At 40.3% G+C, this 17,585-nt stretch carries 15 protein-coding genes; 4 read left to right on the forward strand and 11 right to left on the reverse strand.

Going from position 1 to position 17,585, the window contains the following annotated elements:
- Positions 1 to 64: 64 nt before the first annotated feature.
- Positions 65 to 223 (forward strand): hypothetical protein, encoded by a 159-nt coding sequence (locus tag A6E04_RS21320; protein WP_158007247.1) that lies wholly within the window; start codon positions 65 to 67, stop codon positions 221 to 223.
- Positions 224 to 302: 79 nt separating this feature from the next.
- On the opposite strand, the gene tadA is transcribed toward A6E04_RS21320, so the two are convergent.
- Together tadA and A6E04_RS11675 are read right to left on the reverse strand one after the other, a co-directional pair.
- On the reverse strand, positions 303 to 836 hold the full coding sequence (gene tadA, locus A6E04_RS11670; RefSeq protein ID WP_065611451.1) for a tRNA adenosine(34) deaminase TadA: 534 nt from the start codon (positions 834 to 836) through the stop codon (positions 303 to 305).
- Position 837: 1 nt separating this feature from the next.
- The gene (locus tag A6E04_RS11675) at positions 838 to 1,710 is read right to left on the reverse strand and encodes a LysR substrate-binding domain-containing protein (protein ID WP_017023027.1); all 873 of its coding nucleotides are present in this window, start codon (positions 1,708 to 1,710) and stop codon (positions 838 to 840) included.
- Positions 1,711 to 2,420: 710 nt separating this feature from the next.
- Here A6E04_RS11675 and A6E04_RS11680 point away from each other — a divergent pair.
- Together A6E04_RS11680 and fghA are read left to right on the forward strand one after the other, a co-directional pair.
- A complete protein-coding gene (locus tag A6E04_RS11680) occupies positions 2,421 to 3,569 on the forward strand; it encodes an S-(hydroxymethyl)glutathione dehydrogenase/class III alcohol dehydrogenase (RefSeq protein WP_017023025.1) in 1,149 nt (382 codons plus the stop codon).
- 276 nt (positions 3,570 to 3,845) lie between these two features.
- On the forward strand, positions 3,846 to 4,688 hold the full coding sequence (gene fghA, locus A6E04_RS11685) for an S-formylglutathione hydrolase (RefSeq protein WP_065611453.1): 843 nt from the start codon (positions 3,846 to 3,848) through the stop codon (positions 4,686 to 4,688).
- A 73-nt stretch (positions 4,689 to 4,761) separates the two neighbouring features.
- On the opposite strand, the gene A6E04_RS11690 is transcribed toward fghA, so the two are convergent.
- The 3 genes from A6E04_RS11690 to guaB all read right to left on the reverse strand — a co-directional run bounded on the left by A6E04_RS11690 (position 4,762) and on the right by guaB (position 9,833).
- Positions 4,762 to 6,321, reverse strand: coding sequence for an AbgT family transporter (locus tag A6E04_RS11690; protein ID WP_023603705.1), 1,560 nt, complete (start codon positions 6,319 to 6,321; stop codon positions 4,762 to 4,764).
- A 278-nt stretch (positions 6,322 to 6,599) separates the two neighbouring features.
- Positions 6,600 to 8,153 carry a glutamine-hydrolyzing GMP synthase gene (gene guaA / locus A6E04_RS11695; protein ID WP_065611456.1) on the reverse strand — a complete coding sequence of 518 codons (1,554 nt, stop codon included), beginning with the start codon at positions 8,151 to 8,153 and terminating at the stop codon, positions 6,600 to 6,602.
- A 216-nt stretch (positions 8,154 to 8,369) separates the two neighbouring features.
- Entirely contained in the window at positions 8,370 to 9,833 is a 1,464-nt protein-coding gene (gene guaB / locus A6E04_RS11700) for an IMP dehydrogenase (protein WP_017023021.1), read from the reverse strand.
- A gap of 209 nt (positions 9,834 to 10,042) precedes the next feature.
- On the opposite strand from guaB, the gene xseA reads away from it, so the two are divergent.
- Positions 10,043 to 11,377, forward strand: coding sequence for an exodeoxyribonuclease VII large subunit (xseA, locus tag A6E04_RS11705; RefSeq protein ID WP_017023020.1), 1,335 nt, complete (start codon positions 10,043 to 10,045; stop codon positions 11,375 to 11,377).
- A gap of 1 nt (position 11,378) precedes the next feature.
- Here xseA and A6E04_RS11710 read toward each other — a convergent pair whose 3' ends face one another.
- From A6E04_RS11710 to hisS, 6 genes are all read right to left on the reverse strand, one after another.
- Entirely contained in the window at positions 11,379 to 11,615 is a 237-nt protein-coding gene (locus A6E04_RS11710) for a zinc ribbon domain-containing protein (RefSeq protein ID WP_017023019.1), read from the reverse strand.
- Positions 11,616 to 11,911: 296 nt separating this feature from the next.
- Positions 11,912 to 12,787: an alanyl-tRNA editing protein gene (locus tag A6E04_RS11715; RefSeq protein WP_065611457.1), complete on the reverse strand. Its 876-nt coding sequence runs from the start codon at positions 12,785 to 12,787 to the stop codon at positions 11,912 to 11,914.
- Positions 12,788 to 12,842: 55 nt separating this feature from the next.
- Positions 12,843 to 14,345: a ribosome biogenesis GTPase Der gene (der, locus tag A6E04_RS11720; RefSeq protein WP_012549538.1), complete on the reverse strand. Its 1,503-nt coding sequence runs from the start codon at positions 14,343 to 14,345 to the stop codon at positions 12,843 to 12,845.
- A 180-nt stretch (positions 14,346 to 14,525) separates the two neighbouring features.
- Positions 14,526 to 15,683, reverse strand: a complete 1,158-nt coding sequence (bamB, locus tag A6E04_RS11725; protein ID WP_012549537.1) for an outer membrane protein assembly factor BamB — start codon at positions 15,681 to 15,683, stop codon at positions 14,526 to 14,528.
- A 10-nt stretch (positions 15,684 to 15,693) separates the two neighbouring features.
- Positions 15,694 to 16,305: a YfgM family protein gene (locus tag A6E04_RS11730; RefSeq protein WP_012549536.1), complete on the reverse strand. Its 612-nt coding sequence runs from the start codon at positions 16,303 to 16,305 to the stop codon at positions 15,694 to 15,696.
- Positions 16,306 to 16,316: 11 nt separating this feature from the next.
- On the reverse strand, positions 16,317 to 17,585 hold the full coding sequence (gene hisS / locus A6E04_RS11735; RefSeq protein WP_065611459.1) for a histidine--tRNA ligase: 1,269 nt from the start codon (positions 17,583 to 17,585) through the stop codon (positions 16,317 to 16,319).

The raw sequence follows: 17,585 nt of genomic DNA on the forward strand, positions 1-17,585 counted from the left end.
ATCACTCGAATTAAGGGTAAGTGATTAACCTTAATTTTTTGCTTGTTAAATGGAAGGGGGATCAATGATCTCTAATAGAAGAAAACTAAAAACACAAACCTCGCTTAGGGGAAGTACTCAGCGTCGACGTAAATTATTAAATAACCATAAAAAAGTACTTCATCGCCAACGCACTTATGCACTATCTCTTTTTGATGAAAATGAAGCTCTCTTTTGTCGTTAATTACCTTTATTCCTCCTTTGTTAACGTACTTTAAAAAGGCAAATTAACTGTGAACTTGCCTTTTTGTCTCTGCTTTCTGTTATTTACTCTCTAATTCGTCTTTCTTTTCAGCCTCTCGCTGCAATTGTTTCTCTTCTTTTTTCTCTTTTCGTCTACGCTTAAAAAAAGCTTGTAGCTGTTCACGACACTCATCAGCCATTAATCCAGATTCACACTCAACAAAATGAAAAGCAGTGGCTGCTGTAAACAAATTAATGACACTGCCTGATGCCCCTGTTTTTAAATCCGCTGCACCAAAAACAACCTGTTTAATTCGACTCTGTACGATGGCGCCAGCACACATTGGACAAGGCTCAAGAGTGACATATAACGTCGCGTTAACCAGTCGATAGTTCTCAACGGCTTGCCCCGCTTGCTTAATCGCCATCATCTCAGCATGAGCAGTAGCATCATGAGTTCCAATTGAACGGTTCCAGCCCTCTCCTATTATCTCGCCATCTAGCACAATAACGGCACCAACAGGAACTTCACCTTCACCTTCTGCGATTGAGGCAAGCTCTATCGCTCTTTGCATATAGAACGTCGCGTTCTTATTCTCGTCTAAATCTACCATTCTATTCTGCTAACTCTTTTGCTAAGAACTCAACCAATAAACGAACTTTTGTTGAAAGGTGTCGATTGTTGGGATATACCGCCCAAATACCTTCTTTAGGCTCTCTATATGGAACCAGTATTTCGACTAATTCCCCTTTATCCATTGATTCTTGAACATAAAAATCAGGCAGCTGAACAATGCCTAATCCTTTTAAAGCAGCATTCGTTAGGGCTGCGCCACTATTACAATGAACCGATCCCTTTACTCTTACACTTTTTTCTTTTTTATTTTCAATGAATCGCCAAATAGGCAAACTGCCAACTAAACAATTATGCTGAGAGAGTTCAGACAAGGTATGTGGTTCACCATATTTTTCAATATAAGCAGGCGATGCGCATACTCGTACTTGTCGGCTAGATAAGCGTTTTGCCATCATTGTTGAATCACTTAATCGACCTAAACGAATCGCCAAATCAAAATCTTGCTCAACGAGATCGAACGTTTGATTTGATAACACAAGTTCAAGTTCAAGTTGCGGATACATGAGCATGAAATCGCTAAGCAATGGCGCGATAAGTTGCTCACCATACGTGACTGATGACGTGATTTTTAAACGCCCTTGAGGGGTCGCATTTAATTCGGTAATCGCTCTATCTGCTTGTTTTAAGCCTTCAACTAAATGACGACAATGTTGATAATAAGTTTGTCCAGCTTCTGTTACAGATACTTTTCGAGTCGTTCGTATTAAAAGTTTTATCGATAAACGTTCTTCTAATGCCGCGACTTTACGACTAATTTGTGCAACTGAAGTCTCTAATGCTTTTGCTGCACCAGTAAAACTTTGTGCTTCTGCTACGGCAACAAATTCTGTTACCCCTTCCCAATTAATCACTCGCTGATACTCCGTACTTATTATTACACAACCGTAAAAATAACTTTTATTATACAGCGATTATCACAAATAATGAACTGCTCATAATGACCACTAACAAAACAGTAAACGAAAACAAAAGTAATACTAAGCTTGAAGAATTACTTTAATCTATGCTGCTCTGCATAGAAATAAATAGACCAATATAAAAATAGATTTTGCCCTACTTTCTGCGTTTGCTTAAACGTGACTAAAAACATCGTCTCTCCAATTCCCCCAAAGGAGAAATGATTATTGCTATTGCCATTTTGCCCCAATAAAAGAAACATATACTTTTTCAAAGGCCGTATTTTACGTCACGTCGGTTAACCTCTTTCCTTATCGCTTCAAATTTATGCAATACAAGCAATACATACTCAAGTATAAAATGAATGTTATTTTTAAGATGCAGCACTCAAATACTCTTTTTCCTATAAATTGATTCAATACGCTTATTTAATTCTAAATTAAGACTAATATTCACTCTATTGACTGCTATTTTATAGACAAAATAATGATTACAGGCTGAAAACACGTTTATTATTACATTTTAGTAAAAATCATTTTCATTTTAGGGGGATTATCAATTCTCATGGAATGCTTATACTAGGCACATCAAAACGAGACAGCGAAATTAAAATTCAACTACGCTTTAGTTGACTGCTGATTCAACCAATTAAAAGGAAAACCCAATGGCTCTTGATATTAAACCTGATCAAACACACATCAAATCTAAAGCAATGGTAGCTTGGGCTGCTGGCGAACCGCTAAAAATGGAAGAAGTTGATGTACAACTTCCTAAAGCGGGCGAAGTATTGGTTCGCATCGTTGCTACTGGCGTGTGTCACACTGATTTATTCACTCTTTCTGGCGATGATCCAGAAGGTATCTTCCCATCAATCCTAGGCCATGAAGGCGGCGGTATTGTTGAGATGATTGGCGAAGGTGTAACAAGTGTTGCTATTGGCGACCATGTTATCCCTCTTTACACTGCTGAATGTGGTGTATGTAAGTTCTGTACTTCTGGCAAAACGAACCTTTGCCAAGCAGTTCGTGAAACTCAAGGTAAAGGCTTAATGCCTGATGGAACTAGCCGCTTCTCTATTAATGGCGAAACTATCTTCCATTACATGGGTTGCTCTACGTTCTCTGAATTCACGGTTCTTCCTGAGATTTCATTAGCGAAAGTATCTAAAGAAGCGCCGCTTGAAGAAGTTTGTCTTCTAGGTTGTGGTGTAACTACAGGTATGGGTGCAGTTCTTAACACGGCTAAAGTTGAAAAAGGCGACACGGTTGCTGTATTCGGTCTTGGCGGTATTGGTCTTTCAGCTATCATCGGCGCAAAAATGGCCGGAGCAAGTCGCATCATCGGTGTGGACTTGAACGAAAGCAAATACGAATTGGCTAAGAAATTAGGTGCGACTGATTGCATCAACCCAACAAAATTCGATAAGCCAATTCAAGAAGTGATTGTTGAAATGACGGACGGTGGCGTGGATTACTCTTTTGAGTGTATCGGTAACGTGAACGTAATGCGTGCAGCACTTGAGTGTTGTCACAAAGGTTGGGGAGAATCAATCATCATCGGTGTTGCTGGTGCTGGTCAAGAGATCTCAACTCGTCCATTCCAACTTGTGACTGGTCGTGTATGGCGTGGTTCTGCATTCGGTGGCGTTAAAGGCCGTACTGAACTTCCTGGTATCGTTGACCGTTACATGCAAGGTGAGTTCGCTCTTGATGACTTCATTACTCACACTATGGGCCTTGCGGATGTAAACGCAGCGTTCGACTTAATGCACGAAGGTAAATCTATCCGTACTGTTCTACATATGGATAAATAATAAATTCGGTTCTAGCTCAAACTGCTAGAGACAATTTTTACTTGCTCCCATCTTCTATGTTGGTGGGAGTAATTTATAGATGACTTTTTGATTTTAAAGTGCTTTCCCGTAAAAGAAAAAGCAACACTGCCTCATTTTTACGCGGGTGGCGTAGCAATGAATTAAATAGCAATACCTCTTTTTTCTTTACTTCAAAGCACTTTAAAATCAATCAGTAGACTCCACATTCTATGCAGTGCTCTCACTGATATGAATAACACATAATAAGGGCTCACCATGACAATCGAAAACATCAGCCAAGCCAAAGTTGCCGGTGGTTGGCACAAACAATATACACATACATCGTCAACATTAAATTGTGATATGCGCTTTGCAATTTATCTGCCAGCAAACGCGTCTGAAACGAATCCTGTACCTGTTTTATATTGGTTATCTGGCTTAACTTGTACTGATGAAAACTTCATGCAAAAAGCAGGGGCATTCAAAAAAGCAGCTGAACTAGGTATTGCGATTGTTGCAATGGATACTAGCCCTCGCGGCGAAGACGTAGCTGATGATGCCGAAGGTGCTTACGATTTTGGTCTGGGTGCAGGGTTCTATTTAAATGCGACGCAAGCGCCATGGAATCGTCATTATCATATGTATGATTATGTAACTAAAGAGCTGCCTTCTCTTATTGAAGCGCACTTCCCTGTTTCAAGCAAAAAATCGATATCGGGTCATAGCATGGGCGGACACGGTGCAATTACGATTGGATTGAAAAACCAAGAGGCGTATCAGTCTATTTCTGCATTTAGTCCAATATCTAATCCTATTAATTGCCCTTGGGGTCAAAAAGCATTGGGGCTATATCTTGGTGAAAATAAAGACGATTGGAAGGAATACGACAGCTCTGAACTTCTTAAAAAAGGGTCTAAATTACCAATTTTAGTTGACCAAGGTGAAGCGGATGGCTTTTTAGAAGAGCAATTAAAGCCAGAATATTTATTTGCCTCAGCACAACTGTCAGGCGCCAATCTTGAAGTTAGAATGCAACCAGGCTATGACCACAGCTACTTCTTTATTTCTACCTTCATTGATGAGCACTTAGAATTTCACGCGGCTTATTTAAACGCCTAGCTTTCCCTAAAGAACCAATATAAAAAAGCCCTGAGAACTCTCATTCTCAGGGCTTTTTTGTCACTAATACAAATTAACCAGGAAGGTTATAAGTGTACGGTGCTTGAATACCCAGTGGGATACCAAGTGCCCAATACGCTAGTAAGAAGATTGTCCAACCAATAAGCATCGCAATAGAAAAAGGCATCATAAGTGAAGCCAATGTACCGATGCCCGTCGACTTAACGTAACGTTGACAGTAAACCACCACTAGCGGGAAGAATACCATCAGAGGTGAAATAATGTTTGATACAGAATCACCCACACGATATGCCGCTTGAGACAGCTCAGGTGAAATACCAACACCCATTAGCATTGGAACCAGTACAGGACCAATTAGTGCCCATTTAGCGGAGGCCGAACCAATAAGTAAATTAACAAAAGCGGTTAGTAAAATCATACCAACAATCGTTAGTTGCCCTGGAAGGTCAAGCGCCTTCAAGAAATCAGCACCGTACATAGCTAAAATAGTACCGATGTTTGATTGACTAAATGCCACTAAGAATTGCGCACAGAAGAATGACATAACCATGTATGCCCCCATTGTCCCCATTGTCTCTGACATCGCTTTGATTACATCATTACTGCTCTTAAATTTACCAGAAACACGTCCAAAAACGATACCCGGGATAACAAACAGAATAAAAATCAATGGAACAATAGACTTCATTAGCGGCGCAGAGAACGACGTAATTTCGCCTTCTGGTGAACGAAGTGCTGAATCTTCAGGATAGATAAGCGCAATTAATAATGCGATACCAGCAACCATAGCCCAGCCTGCATATTTAAACGCTTTTGATTCGATTTCAGTAAAAGAACCAAGATCTGGCGCTTCTTCTGCATCTTTATCTACTGGCGTATTTGCTAAACGTGGTTCAATGATTTTCTCTGTCACATACCAACCAATAGCAACAATCAGTACAGAAGAAAGTCCAGTAAAGAAAATATTCGCTAATGGATTAACAACATACGATTGGTCCAGTACTTGAGCGGCCGTTTGTGTAAAGCCTGCCAATAATGGATCAATACCTGATGGAATAAAGTTAGCAGAAAAACCACCTGATACACCCGCAAATGCAGCGGCAATACCCGCTAACGGATGGCGACCCGCCGCGTGGAAAATGATACCACCTAGTGGGATAACTAATACATAACCTGCATCCGCTGCTGTGTGTGACACAATCGCAACAAGAATAAGCATTGGTGTAAGTAATTTAGCTGGAGTGAAGTTCAGCATTTTCTTTAGGCCCGTTTGAATAAAGCCCGAAGAATCTGCAACACCAACACCTAGCATTGCAACCAGTACAATACCTAAGGGTGCAAAGCTAGTAAAATTAGTTACCATTGTTGCTAAAAAGTTCGCTAAAGAATCACCAGTTAAAAGGTTTTTCACCTGAACCGCATCTTGGGTTACAGGGTGAATTAGATCAAAGTTAATCTGTGATAATAGCGCTGAAAGCCCCCAAACAATTAAAAGGCCCCAGAAAAAAAGTAAAGCAGGATCTGGAATTTTATTACCTACTCGTTCAATAGTGTTTAGAAAACGGTCCATAGCACTAAGCTTTGGTGCCTTCTCTGCTGATTGGTTACTCATTCATAATTCCATATTAGTAAATGTTGTATTTAAAGATAAAGAGATTTAATTTTTTTTATTCTTTATCTATTCCTTTGCTAAATCAGTGTAAACCAGATATTGCCAAGAAAAGCTTAATACATTGCATTTTCACCACTATGGAAATGTTTAATTTGTAAATCAATGTTTCACCGAAACATATCACTAACAAATTTAATAATCACATCACAATAGAAACAAAAAAAGCGCCTTTCGGCGCTTTCTGTTTATTTGATATACATTAGCAGATTAAGTGAAAATTATTCCCACTCAATCGTTGCTGGCGGCTTACCAGAAATATCGTAAACTACGCGAGAAATACCACTAACTTCATTAATAATACGGTTAGATACTTTACCTAAGAAATCGTATGGTAAATGAGCCCAATGCGCAGTCATGAAATCAATGGTTTCTACCGCACGTAGAGAAACAACCCAATCGTATTTACGACCATCGCCCATTACGCCAACAGAGCGTACCGGTAAGAATACAGTGAATGCTTGAGATACTTTATTGTAAAGATCGGCATTATGAAGTTCTTCAATAAAGATCGCATCAGCACGACGAAGTAAATCACAGTACTCTTTCTTAACTTCACCAAGAACACGTACACCTAGACCAGGTCCAGGGAACGGGTGACGATAAAGCATATTGTATGGAAGACCTAATTCTAGACCAATCTTACGAACTTCATCTTTAAACAATTCACGTAACGGTTCAACAAGACCCATTTCCATGTCATCAGGTAGGCCGCCAACGTTATGGTGAGATTTAATAACGTGTGCTTTACCCGTTTTAGACGCCGCAGACTCGATAACATCTGGATAAATGGTCCCTTGAGCTAACCATTTAGCATTTGATAATTTCTTAGACTCTTCGTCAAAAATATCAACAAACACATGACCAATGATCTTACGCTTAGCTTCTGGATCTGATTCACCACTAAGCGCGGTTAAGAAACGTTCTTCAGCTTCAACATGAATGATCTTAAGACCAAAGCCTTCACTGAACATTTCCATCACTTGTTCTGCTTCATTTAAACGAAGTAAACCGTTATCAACAAATACACACGTTAGTTTGTCGCCAATCGCACGGTGAGCAAGCATCGCAACCACAGATGAATCAACACCACCAGAAAGACCAAGGATAACTTCATCGTCACCCACTTGTTCTTTAATGCGAGCAATGGCATCTTCAATGATTGATGCAGAAGTCCACAGACCTTCACAACCACATACATTAAGAACAAAGTTCTCAAGCATTTTTAGGCCATTTTTAGTGTGTGTTACTTCTGGGTGGAATTGAACACCGTAGTATTTCTTCTCTTCGTTTGCCATTGCAGCGTAAGGACACGTTTCTGTCTCTGCAATTTTTACGAAATCAGATGGGATCTCAACAACTTTATCACCGTGGCTCATCCAAACATCTTGAGTTGCTTCAAGATCTTTAAACAACGCTGATTCGCCAGTTACTTGAACTGCAGCATAGCCAAACTCACGCTCAGTAGACGTTGCTACTTTACCGCCAAGTTGCTCTGCCATTGTTTGCATGCCGTAACATACGCCGAATACAGGAACACCAGAATCAAATACATATTGAGGAGCACGTGGAGAGTTTGCTTCTGTCACACTTTCTGGACCACCAGATAAAATGATGCCATCAGGATTGAAGTCACGGATATCCGATTCTTCTACATCCCAGCTCCAAAGCTCACAGTAAACACCAATCTCACGGATACGACGCGCAACAAGCTGCGTGTATTGAGAACCAAAATCTAAAATAAGAATGCGTTGAGCGTGGATATTAGTCGTCATTAGTCTTTCTCAAAAAGTCATTTATTTAGTGTGGTTTTACTATAAAACCACACGCTTAAAATTGAATTTGGTACAAAGTATTTTTCTCATATTTCAAAGCAGAATCACTCGAACTCGAAGAGAAGGTAGAACATTTACAATGTGCAAACGAGTACCTTTAACAACGAAACCGTAAGGTTCTACAAAAACTGAGAAAAATTAACCTAGGCGCTTTTTCTAACCTAAACGGTAGTTTGGTGCTTCTTTTGTAATCTGAACATCATGTACGTGCGATTCTTTCATACCCGCACCTGAGATTCGTACAAATTCTGCTTTAGTACGCATATCTTCAATCGTTGCAGAACCCGTTAGGCCCATGCTTGAGCGTAAACCACCCATTTGTTGGTGAACGATCTCTTTTAGACGACCGCGATACGCGATACGACCTTCAATACCTTCTGGTACAAGTTTGTCGGCTGCATTATCTGATTGGAAGTAACGGTCTGAAGAACCTTGAGACATTGCACCAAGAGAACCCATACCACGGTAAGATTTGTATGAACGACCTTGGTAAAGAATAACTTCACCCGGCGCTTCTTCAGTACCAGCAAACATTGAGCCAACCATGACACATGATGCGCCGGCAGCGATTGCTTTACAGATATCACCAGAATAACGAATGCCGCCATCTGCAATAACAGGAATGCCGTGAGCATTTGCCACTTCAGCTGCGTCTGAAATTGCAGTAATTTGAGGAACACCAACACCAGTTACAATACGAGTAGTACAAATTGAACCAGGGCCAATACCGACTTTAACCGCACTTACGCCAGCATCGATTAATGCTTGAGCGCCTAAACCAGTCGCAACGTTACCACCGATGATTTGTAGATCAGGGAAAGCAGCACGAGTTTCACGAATACGTTGTAAAACGCCTTCTGAGTGACCGTGTGATGAATCGATAAGTAGAACGTCAACACCTGCTTCAACAAGAGCAGCAACACGCTCTTCGTTACCAGCACCCGCACCAACAGCAGCACCAACACGTAGACGACCACGTTCGTCTTTACATGCATTCGGTTTACGTTCTGCTTTATGGAAATCTTTTGCTGTGATCATACCAGTTAGTTGGAACTCATCGTTCACTACCAATACTTTCTCAACGCGAGCTTCATGCATTTTCTCTTGAACTTCTTCACGAGTTGCGCCTTCTTTAACAGAAGCTAAGCGTGATTTTGGCGTCATTACAACGTCAACTTTCTTAGATAAGTCTGTTACGAAACGCACATCACGACCAGTAATGATACCAACAAGTTCGTTAGTTTCAGTTACTACAGGGAAGCCAGCAAAACCGTGTTTTTCAGTCAGATCTTTCACATCTTGAATAGTTGCGTCAGGACGAACGGTTACTGGAGCAGAGACAACGCCTGCTTCAAAGATTTTTACTAAGCGAACTTCTTCAGCTTGCTGTTCAATTGACATGTTTTTGTGGATAAAACCGATGCCACCCTCTTGCGCTAACGCAATAGCAAGACGCGCTTCTGTCACGGTATCCATTGATGCTGAAATCATTGGGATATTTAGAGAGATGCTCTTCGTTAACTGAGTGCGAATATCAGCGGTGTTAGGAAGAACAGTAGAGTGTGCTGGGACGAGTAAAACGTCATCGAAGGTTAAAGCTTCTTTTGCGATTCGTAGCATTTGCAATATCTCACAACATAAGGTGTTAAAAGAAATAAATCCCACTTTATCGTTTCGCATAATAAAGTGTTTTGGATTTGATATTGCAGACGGATTATACGCACCGCGCAAACGCTTGGCTAGACATTTATTTGTTTTTAATTTGCAATTACCCCCTTGATATGTATTATATTGCCGCTAATTCCTATATTCATGTCTAAGGCATTCTCATGTCTCTCGATTCTAATCCCCGCATCTTTACAGTCTCCCGATTGAATTCTGAAGTTCGTTTATTATTAGAAAATGAAATGGGAATTGTTTGGCTTGTTGGTGAAGTGTCTAACCTTACGATGCCCGTTTCTGGCCATTGGTATCTCACTCTTAAAGACAGCCAAGCTCAAGTCAAATGTGCCATGTTTAAAGGCAATAATCGTCGCGTAACGTTTAAACCTCAAAATGGTAAGCAAGTACTTGTTAAAGCTCGTCTCTCTTTGTATGAGCCTCGTGGTGACTATCAGTTAATCATTGAAAGCATGCAAGCTGAAGGGGATGGTCGTCTTCAACAAGAATTCGATCACTTAAAAATGTCATTAGCCGCTGAAGGCTTATTCGCTCAGACCGCTAAAAAGGCCTTACCAGAGCAACCGAAATGTGTCGGTATTATTACGTCTAAAACAGGCGCGGCTCTTTTTGATATTTTAAACGTATTAAAACGACGAGATCCAAATCTTCCTGTCATCATTTATCCAACCTTAGTTCAAGGCACAAATGCCGCAATTCAAATAGCACAAGCCATTGGACGAGCAAATAGCCGTAATGAATGTGATATTTTGATCGTTGGACGTGGAGGCGGTTCATTAGAGGATCTTTGGTGCTTTAATGAAGAAATTGTGGCAAGAACCATTGCTGCTAGTCAGATACCAATAGTTAGTGCTGTAGGTCATGAAATCGATGTCACTATCGCTGATTTTGTTGCCGATGTACGTGCTCCAACACCTTCTGCTGCGGCTGAACTAGTGAGTCGAGATCTCTCTTCTCAATTGCAGATAGTCTCGCATCAAAAACGTCGTTTACGCAGTGCTATTGAACGCTATTTATCCCAACAACAAAAACGACTTTCAACATATCAATTTAGAATTGAAAAACAACATCCTCAACTTCAATTAAATACACAAAGCCAACGTTTAGACGATCTTAATCAACGCTTAGAAAGTCATATGCAACAGCGACTAGAGCGCAATCAGCATAAGATAGAAAACCTTTCTTTACGTCTTAGTAATTTATCTCCCGCAAGAAAAGTACACCAAGATAAGCAACGTATAGAGACATTAAAGCGTCGTCTTTTAGATTCAATGGACAGAAACTTACTAATGCAACGTCATCAGCTTGCTTTAGCTGCTGAAAAACTGGATACCGTAAGCCCTCTTGCAACATTAAAGCGAGGCTATTCAATTACACGTAATGCATCAGGCAGTCTCATAACATCAACTCAGCAGGTTCATACTGGTGATACCATTACAACCCGCTTTGTTGATGGTGAAGTACAATCAATAGTCGATAAGTAACTTACTGCTTATCGCTTAATTGTACTAACTCAGTCTTTACTCGTGATTTTGACTTCAGCTCATTACACTCATGGCAGAAATAATTTGCTGCACCACAGGCGTTAAGCTTTTCCATTTCTTTATTGCAGTCAGGACAATGCGCGATTTTTTTAAAATCAACCTGACAAAAATCACAATGATAACCCTCTTTCTGCCAGCGTAATTCTGATTGGCAGCTTGGGCATTGATTTACTTGCATCACTTACTTCCTCTACGACTATTCACTTTAAACAAATGCAGATCTTTGCGCTTATAGGGATCTGATCAGCGATCATCCCCTTTAAGAACATTTATATAACCACACCCCGAAAGCATTAGTTACATATGCTGTATTTCAATTTAAAACGATATAAAAAACCAATAATGATATGAAGAACACAAAGATCCAGTACATCAATCAGAGAACAAGAAGACTCTTCCAGTTGAATTACCTTTAATTACGTAAATAACAGAGCGTACTCTACACTTCATGTAATTTCGATTTATGCATTCCTATTATCGCTTTATGGACTGCGTTATCATCAATAATTCTTGCTCACCTTGAACTTGTAGTTGCACCTTAATTTCTTGATATTCATCAAATGAAGCAACATGTGTTCCACCACAAGGCAATTTTGCAATACCATCTATACCAAAATCAGCAATCCAATAACGTGAGTCTGTTAACGCTTTACCATCACACTCCATGCTTACCTTACTGCCTAATGATAACCATTCTTTAATCTGTTGGTTTATTTGATGCTCAATAGCAGAAAGATCATCTAGCATTTCAACGCTGTTTAATCCACGCTTACGAAGTGTTTTACCTAAACGATAAATGTCTTCACAATGGTCTTCTGTTACAAAACTTGTAACTTGGGCGTAGTTATTAAAATTGTAATGACCTAATTCATCTTTTCTGTCTGCATCTTTACGCCAATACTTAGCATGAAGCGCTTTATTTAATGCAAGATAGGCAATATGGCCTGCACTGTGTCCTCGGCTTAATGCTTTTTGATGTTCTTCATCAACCGTTAACTCAATGCTATCACCAAGAGAAACGGGCACTGCACTTTCAACTAAATGAGCAACAACAAACACCCAACCCTCTTCACCTCGTTTAATCGGTATTTCTTTATTGGTGTATAGAGTACCCGTCGATAATTCAATAACAGCAGTATGGCAAGCAAGTACTGGGTATTCATTTGAACGAGTACTAATCGTTCCTTTATCTTCAGGATGATCTGGCCAAATATGACTAACAGGGTGAAAAGGCGTTTCTTTCACAACAAGCCATTGGCCTTGTTCTGTTTTTTTAATTAATTGAATCTCAGAGGTGTGTTGCCACGTTTGATGACAGAATAAAACATCCGTTGAAAAGAATTGAGTCATGATTTTTACCTAAAAAAAACGCCCAATTAATTGGGCGTTTATCGTTTAGTTGAATTTATTTTTTATTGCGGTTTTTAACAGCACCAACAAGACGTTTACGTTGACGCTCTTGAGACAATGTTAATTTACCACCGCGATCTTCAAATGGGTTTTCGCTGTTCTGGAACTGAATACGAATTGGCGTACCCATGATTTCTAATGATTTACGGAAGTAGTTCATTAAGAAACGTTTGTAAGAAGAAGGTAATTCTTTTACTTGGTTACCGTGAATAACGATAAGTGGTGGGTTATAACCACCTGCGTGCGCGTATTTCAATTTCACACGACGGCCACGAACCATTGGCGGTTGGTGATCATCTTGAGCCATCTTCATAACACGAGTAAGAACAGATGTACCTACACGCTTAGTTGCAGAAACATAAGCTTCTTGTACTGATTCATATAAATGACCAACACCCGTACCATGCAATGCAGAAATAAAGTGAAGACGAGCAAAGTCAACAAAACCTAAACGGCGGTCTAGTTCTGATTTTACTTTCTCTTTAACTTCATTATTCAATCCATCCCACTTATTAACAGCAATAACTAAAGAACGACCCGCGTTCAATGCAAAGCCTAACAAGCTTAGATCTTGATCTGAAATATTTTCACGCGCATCAATAACCAATAAAACAACGTTAGCATCTTCGATTGCTTTCAATGTTTTGATTACTGAGAATTTTTCAACGGTTTCATTGATACGACCGCGACGACGAACACCCGCAGTATCGATCAGTACATATTCTTGACCTTCACGCTCCATTGGAATGTAAATAGAGTCACGAGTTGTACCAGGCATATCGTAAACAACCACACGCTCTTCACCTAAAATACGGTTAATTAGCGTTGATTTACCTACGTTAGGACGACCGATAATGGCAAGTTTGATTGGTTGATCTTGAAGACGAGCAAAATCTTTCTCTGCATCTTCTTCTGTAAGATCTTTTTCTTCGTCTTCAAAATCTTCAAATTCAGTCAGATCAGTAATCTCACCGTTTTCATCTCTTAAAGATTCTTCAACAAGCTCTTCCATAAAAGGAGCAAGAGCAAGCTCAAGCAGAGAAGTGACACCACGACCGTGTGAAGCAGCGATTTGGTATACTTTACTCATACCTAATTGCCAAAACTCAGCACTTGCTGCATCTGCATCAATACCATCAATCTTGTTTACTACTAAGAATGTTGGTTTTTCACGAGAACGTAAGTGTTTTGCTATCGCTTCATCAGATGATGTCAAACCAGCACGGCCATCAACCATAAATAGTACAACATCAGCTTCTTCAATCGCAGCTAATGACTGTTCAGCCATTTTAGTTTCAACACCTTCTTCTGTTCCATCAATACCGCCGGTATCGATTAGAATGAATTCTTGCTCTTCTAACTTAGCTCGACCATATTTACGGTCACGCGTTAAGCCTGGAAAGTCCGCAACTAATGCATCCCTTGTGCGTGTAACACGGTTAAACAGCGTCGACTTACCAACATTTGGACGCCCTACCAGAGCAACAACAGGAATCATATATACCTCTTAATTTAATCATAGGCATAGCGCGAGCTAATACCAATTTGATGATAGTTTTTTTAATATGAACGGATAAAAACCATCACCAAATTGGATTATCTTTCACTATCTAAAAACAATAAAAGGCTCCAAAGTCAGAAGGACTTGGAGCCAATTCACAATTATAGCAAATAAAACTTATTTAATTCGCATTTTTTTGATATCGCCTTCACGTGTAACAATTAGGAAACTATCCCCAACCACTATCGGTGAAACCGCAATACCATCGCTGTCAATTTCTTGTTGTGAAACAAACAAACCACTTTCTTTATCTAGCCAATGCAAATAACCTTCGTTATCCGCTAAAACTACATAATTATCGATGATAATTGGTGATGTTAACTGGCGATACTCTAGCTCTTTATTGTTCCAAAGCTCAGTACCACTTCGTGCATCGACGGCAACAACATGATCTTTTTCTGTTACTAGGAAAAGGCGCTTTCCATCCGTAGACATATCCATGGCAGAAGAATAATTACGCTTCCACGCAGGTTGACCAGTACGAAGATCTAACGCAATCAACTGTCCGTTATAGCCAATAGTATATAAACGTCCACCAAGGATTAATGGTGATGAATCGACATCAACAAGGCGATCTATTTCAGTCGCTCCTTTTGGTGTTCCTACTGGTTGTTGCCACAACAATTGACCTTTAGACATCAATGCTGCTGCTAAACGTCCATTAGACATTCCCCAAAAGACACCACCAGATATACTGACAGGAGCACTGTCACCACGAAGTGTTAAGCTAGGAACTTCACTGTTAATTTCCCACTTTTCGGTTCCGGTTTCCGCATCAAATGCAACCAAAGCCCCACGACTGGTATGAACGATTACATAACCTTCGTCCGCTAATGGTTTAGCAATGACTTCACCATCGACTTTCTCACGCCAAAGCTCTTCACCCGTTTCTGCATCAAGAGTGATAATCTCTCCATTTTCAGAACCAATGAATACTTTTCCATAAGTCAGCGTCAGACCGCCAGATAATCGAGCAGTATCATCTTGTTCTAAATCTTGTTCCCAAATGGTTTTACCATTTTTAGGGTCAAGCGCTTTAACAAGACCATCTCGACTTGCGACATAAATCTTATCGTAAGCATATGCAGGTGTTAAACGTGAAAAATAATGTCCAACACCATCACCAATTGAACTTGTCCATTCCGTTGTTGGTTCAAATTGATTCTGAACAACAGGAACAGGTGCCATTACGATTGTATCTTCTTCACTCGCACAACCAACAAGCATGGAGAAACCAAAGGTACATAATGCCGCTTTTTTTAACACCTTACGCATTCAGTTGTCCTTACTCAGCTAAGTCGTCCAATTTCATTTGAACAGATGGATTCATGCCATCTTGAAGTGACTCTGTATATTCAGAACGAGCGGTTGCAATATCACCTTGACTCAGTGCAATGTCGCCTTTCAATTCTGCAACACGAGCAGACCAGCTTGTTGATTTAACACCAGCTAATGTAGTAAGTGCAGCATCAAACTTATTTTGTTCCGCTTGAATACGAGCAGCACGAACTTGAGCCATTGCGACTAATGCATCATCTTTACTGTTGTTTGAAATCCAAATCAACTGTTCTAATGCGGCATCTAATTGATTCGCTTCAACTTGAACTTTAGCTAACTGAAGTGCTGCCAATGCGGCATATTCACTTTTCGCATGTGCTGCAATAAAAGTTTGAGTCGTTTCTTCAGCTTTAGCTCCAGAGGTGTGCAATGCCGTCAATGTTCTTTCGTAACCTGCAGAAGCCGTTTCTTTCGCAGTCACTTGCATTGATTGGTAATATTTCCAACCTAGAATCGCACCAATACCAACAACGCCACCAATTACGACAGCCTTGCCATTTTCTTTCCACCAACTTTTAATGGCTTCAACTTGTTGTTCTTCAGTTTCGTAGGCTTCCACGTCCTATCCTCTTAAATCAATTCTGCTAATTTTGCGAATACGTCTGCTTGAGCGAATGTCTCTTGCTCACCAGTACGTAAATCTTTTACGTTTACAGTTAGCTCTGCAACTTCACTCTCACCTAAAATAAGAGCTACCGCTGCACCCGCATTGTCTGCACGTTTAAATTGCTTTTTAAAATTACCACCACCGAAGTGACACATTACTCGTAATCCAGGAACCTGTTCACGCAGTCGTTCAGCCAGTTTCATACCAGCCATTAATGTGTCAGATCCAGAAGTCACCATATAAACATCAACCGAGCGGCGTACGTCTGTTAATTCTAATGTTTCCATTAAAAGAACTAAACGTTCAAGTCCCATAGCAAAGCCAACTGCCGGAGTCTCTTTTCCACCCAATTGCTCAACTAATCCATCGTAACGACCACCAGCACATACCGTACCTTGAGCGCCTAAACTTTCAGTTACCCACTCAAAAACAGTACGGTTATAATAATCTAAACCACGAACTAAGCGTTCATTAACTTGATATTGGATGCCAGCAGCGTCAAGTAGTTCACATAATCCAGAAAAATGTGCTTTTGAATCATCATCTAAATACTCAGACAGCTTAGGTGCATCGCCTAAAATAGCTTGTACTGCTGGGTTTTTAGTATCAAGAACACGCATTGGATTAGTGTACATACGACGCTTACAATCTTCATCCAAGATATCTAAATGTTGTTCTAGGAATTCAATTAACACCACACGATAGTTAGCACGAGCTTCTAATGAACCAATTGAGTTAAGCTCTAAATGAACGTGCTTATCAATACCTAGCTCACGCCACAAGCGTGCTGTCATCATGATAAGTTCAGCATCAACATCTGGACCATTTAGACCAAATACTTCAACACCAACTTGATGAAATTGACGGTAACGACCTTTCTGAGGGCGTTCATGACGGAACATTGGTCCCATGTACCATAAACGTTGTTCTTGGTTGTACAACAAACCATTCTCAATCCCTGCACGTACACAACCTGCAGTACCTTCTGGACGAAGCGCTAAGCTATCACCATTACGGTCGTCAAACGTATACATTTCTTTTTCAACAACGTCTGTAACTTCACCGATAGCACGCTTAAATAGATGCGTCTGTTCAACAATCGGCATGCGAATTTCGCTATAGCCATACGCACTAATAACGCGTTTTACGCTGTCTTCTACTTTGTGCCACAATGGCGACTGTGTTGGAAGGCAGTCATTCATGCCTCGAATTGCTTGGATTGCTTTAGCCAC

Source organism: Aliivibrio logei, from assembly GCF_001691055.1.
Lineage (GTDB): Bacteria > Pseudomonadota > Gammaproteobacteria > Enterobacterales > Vibrionaceae > Aliivibrio > Aliivibrio salmonicida.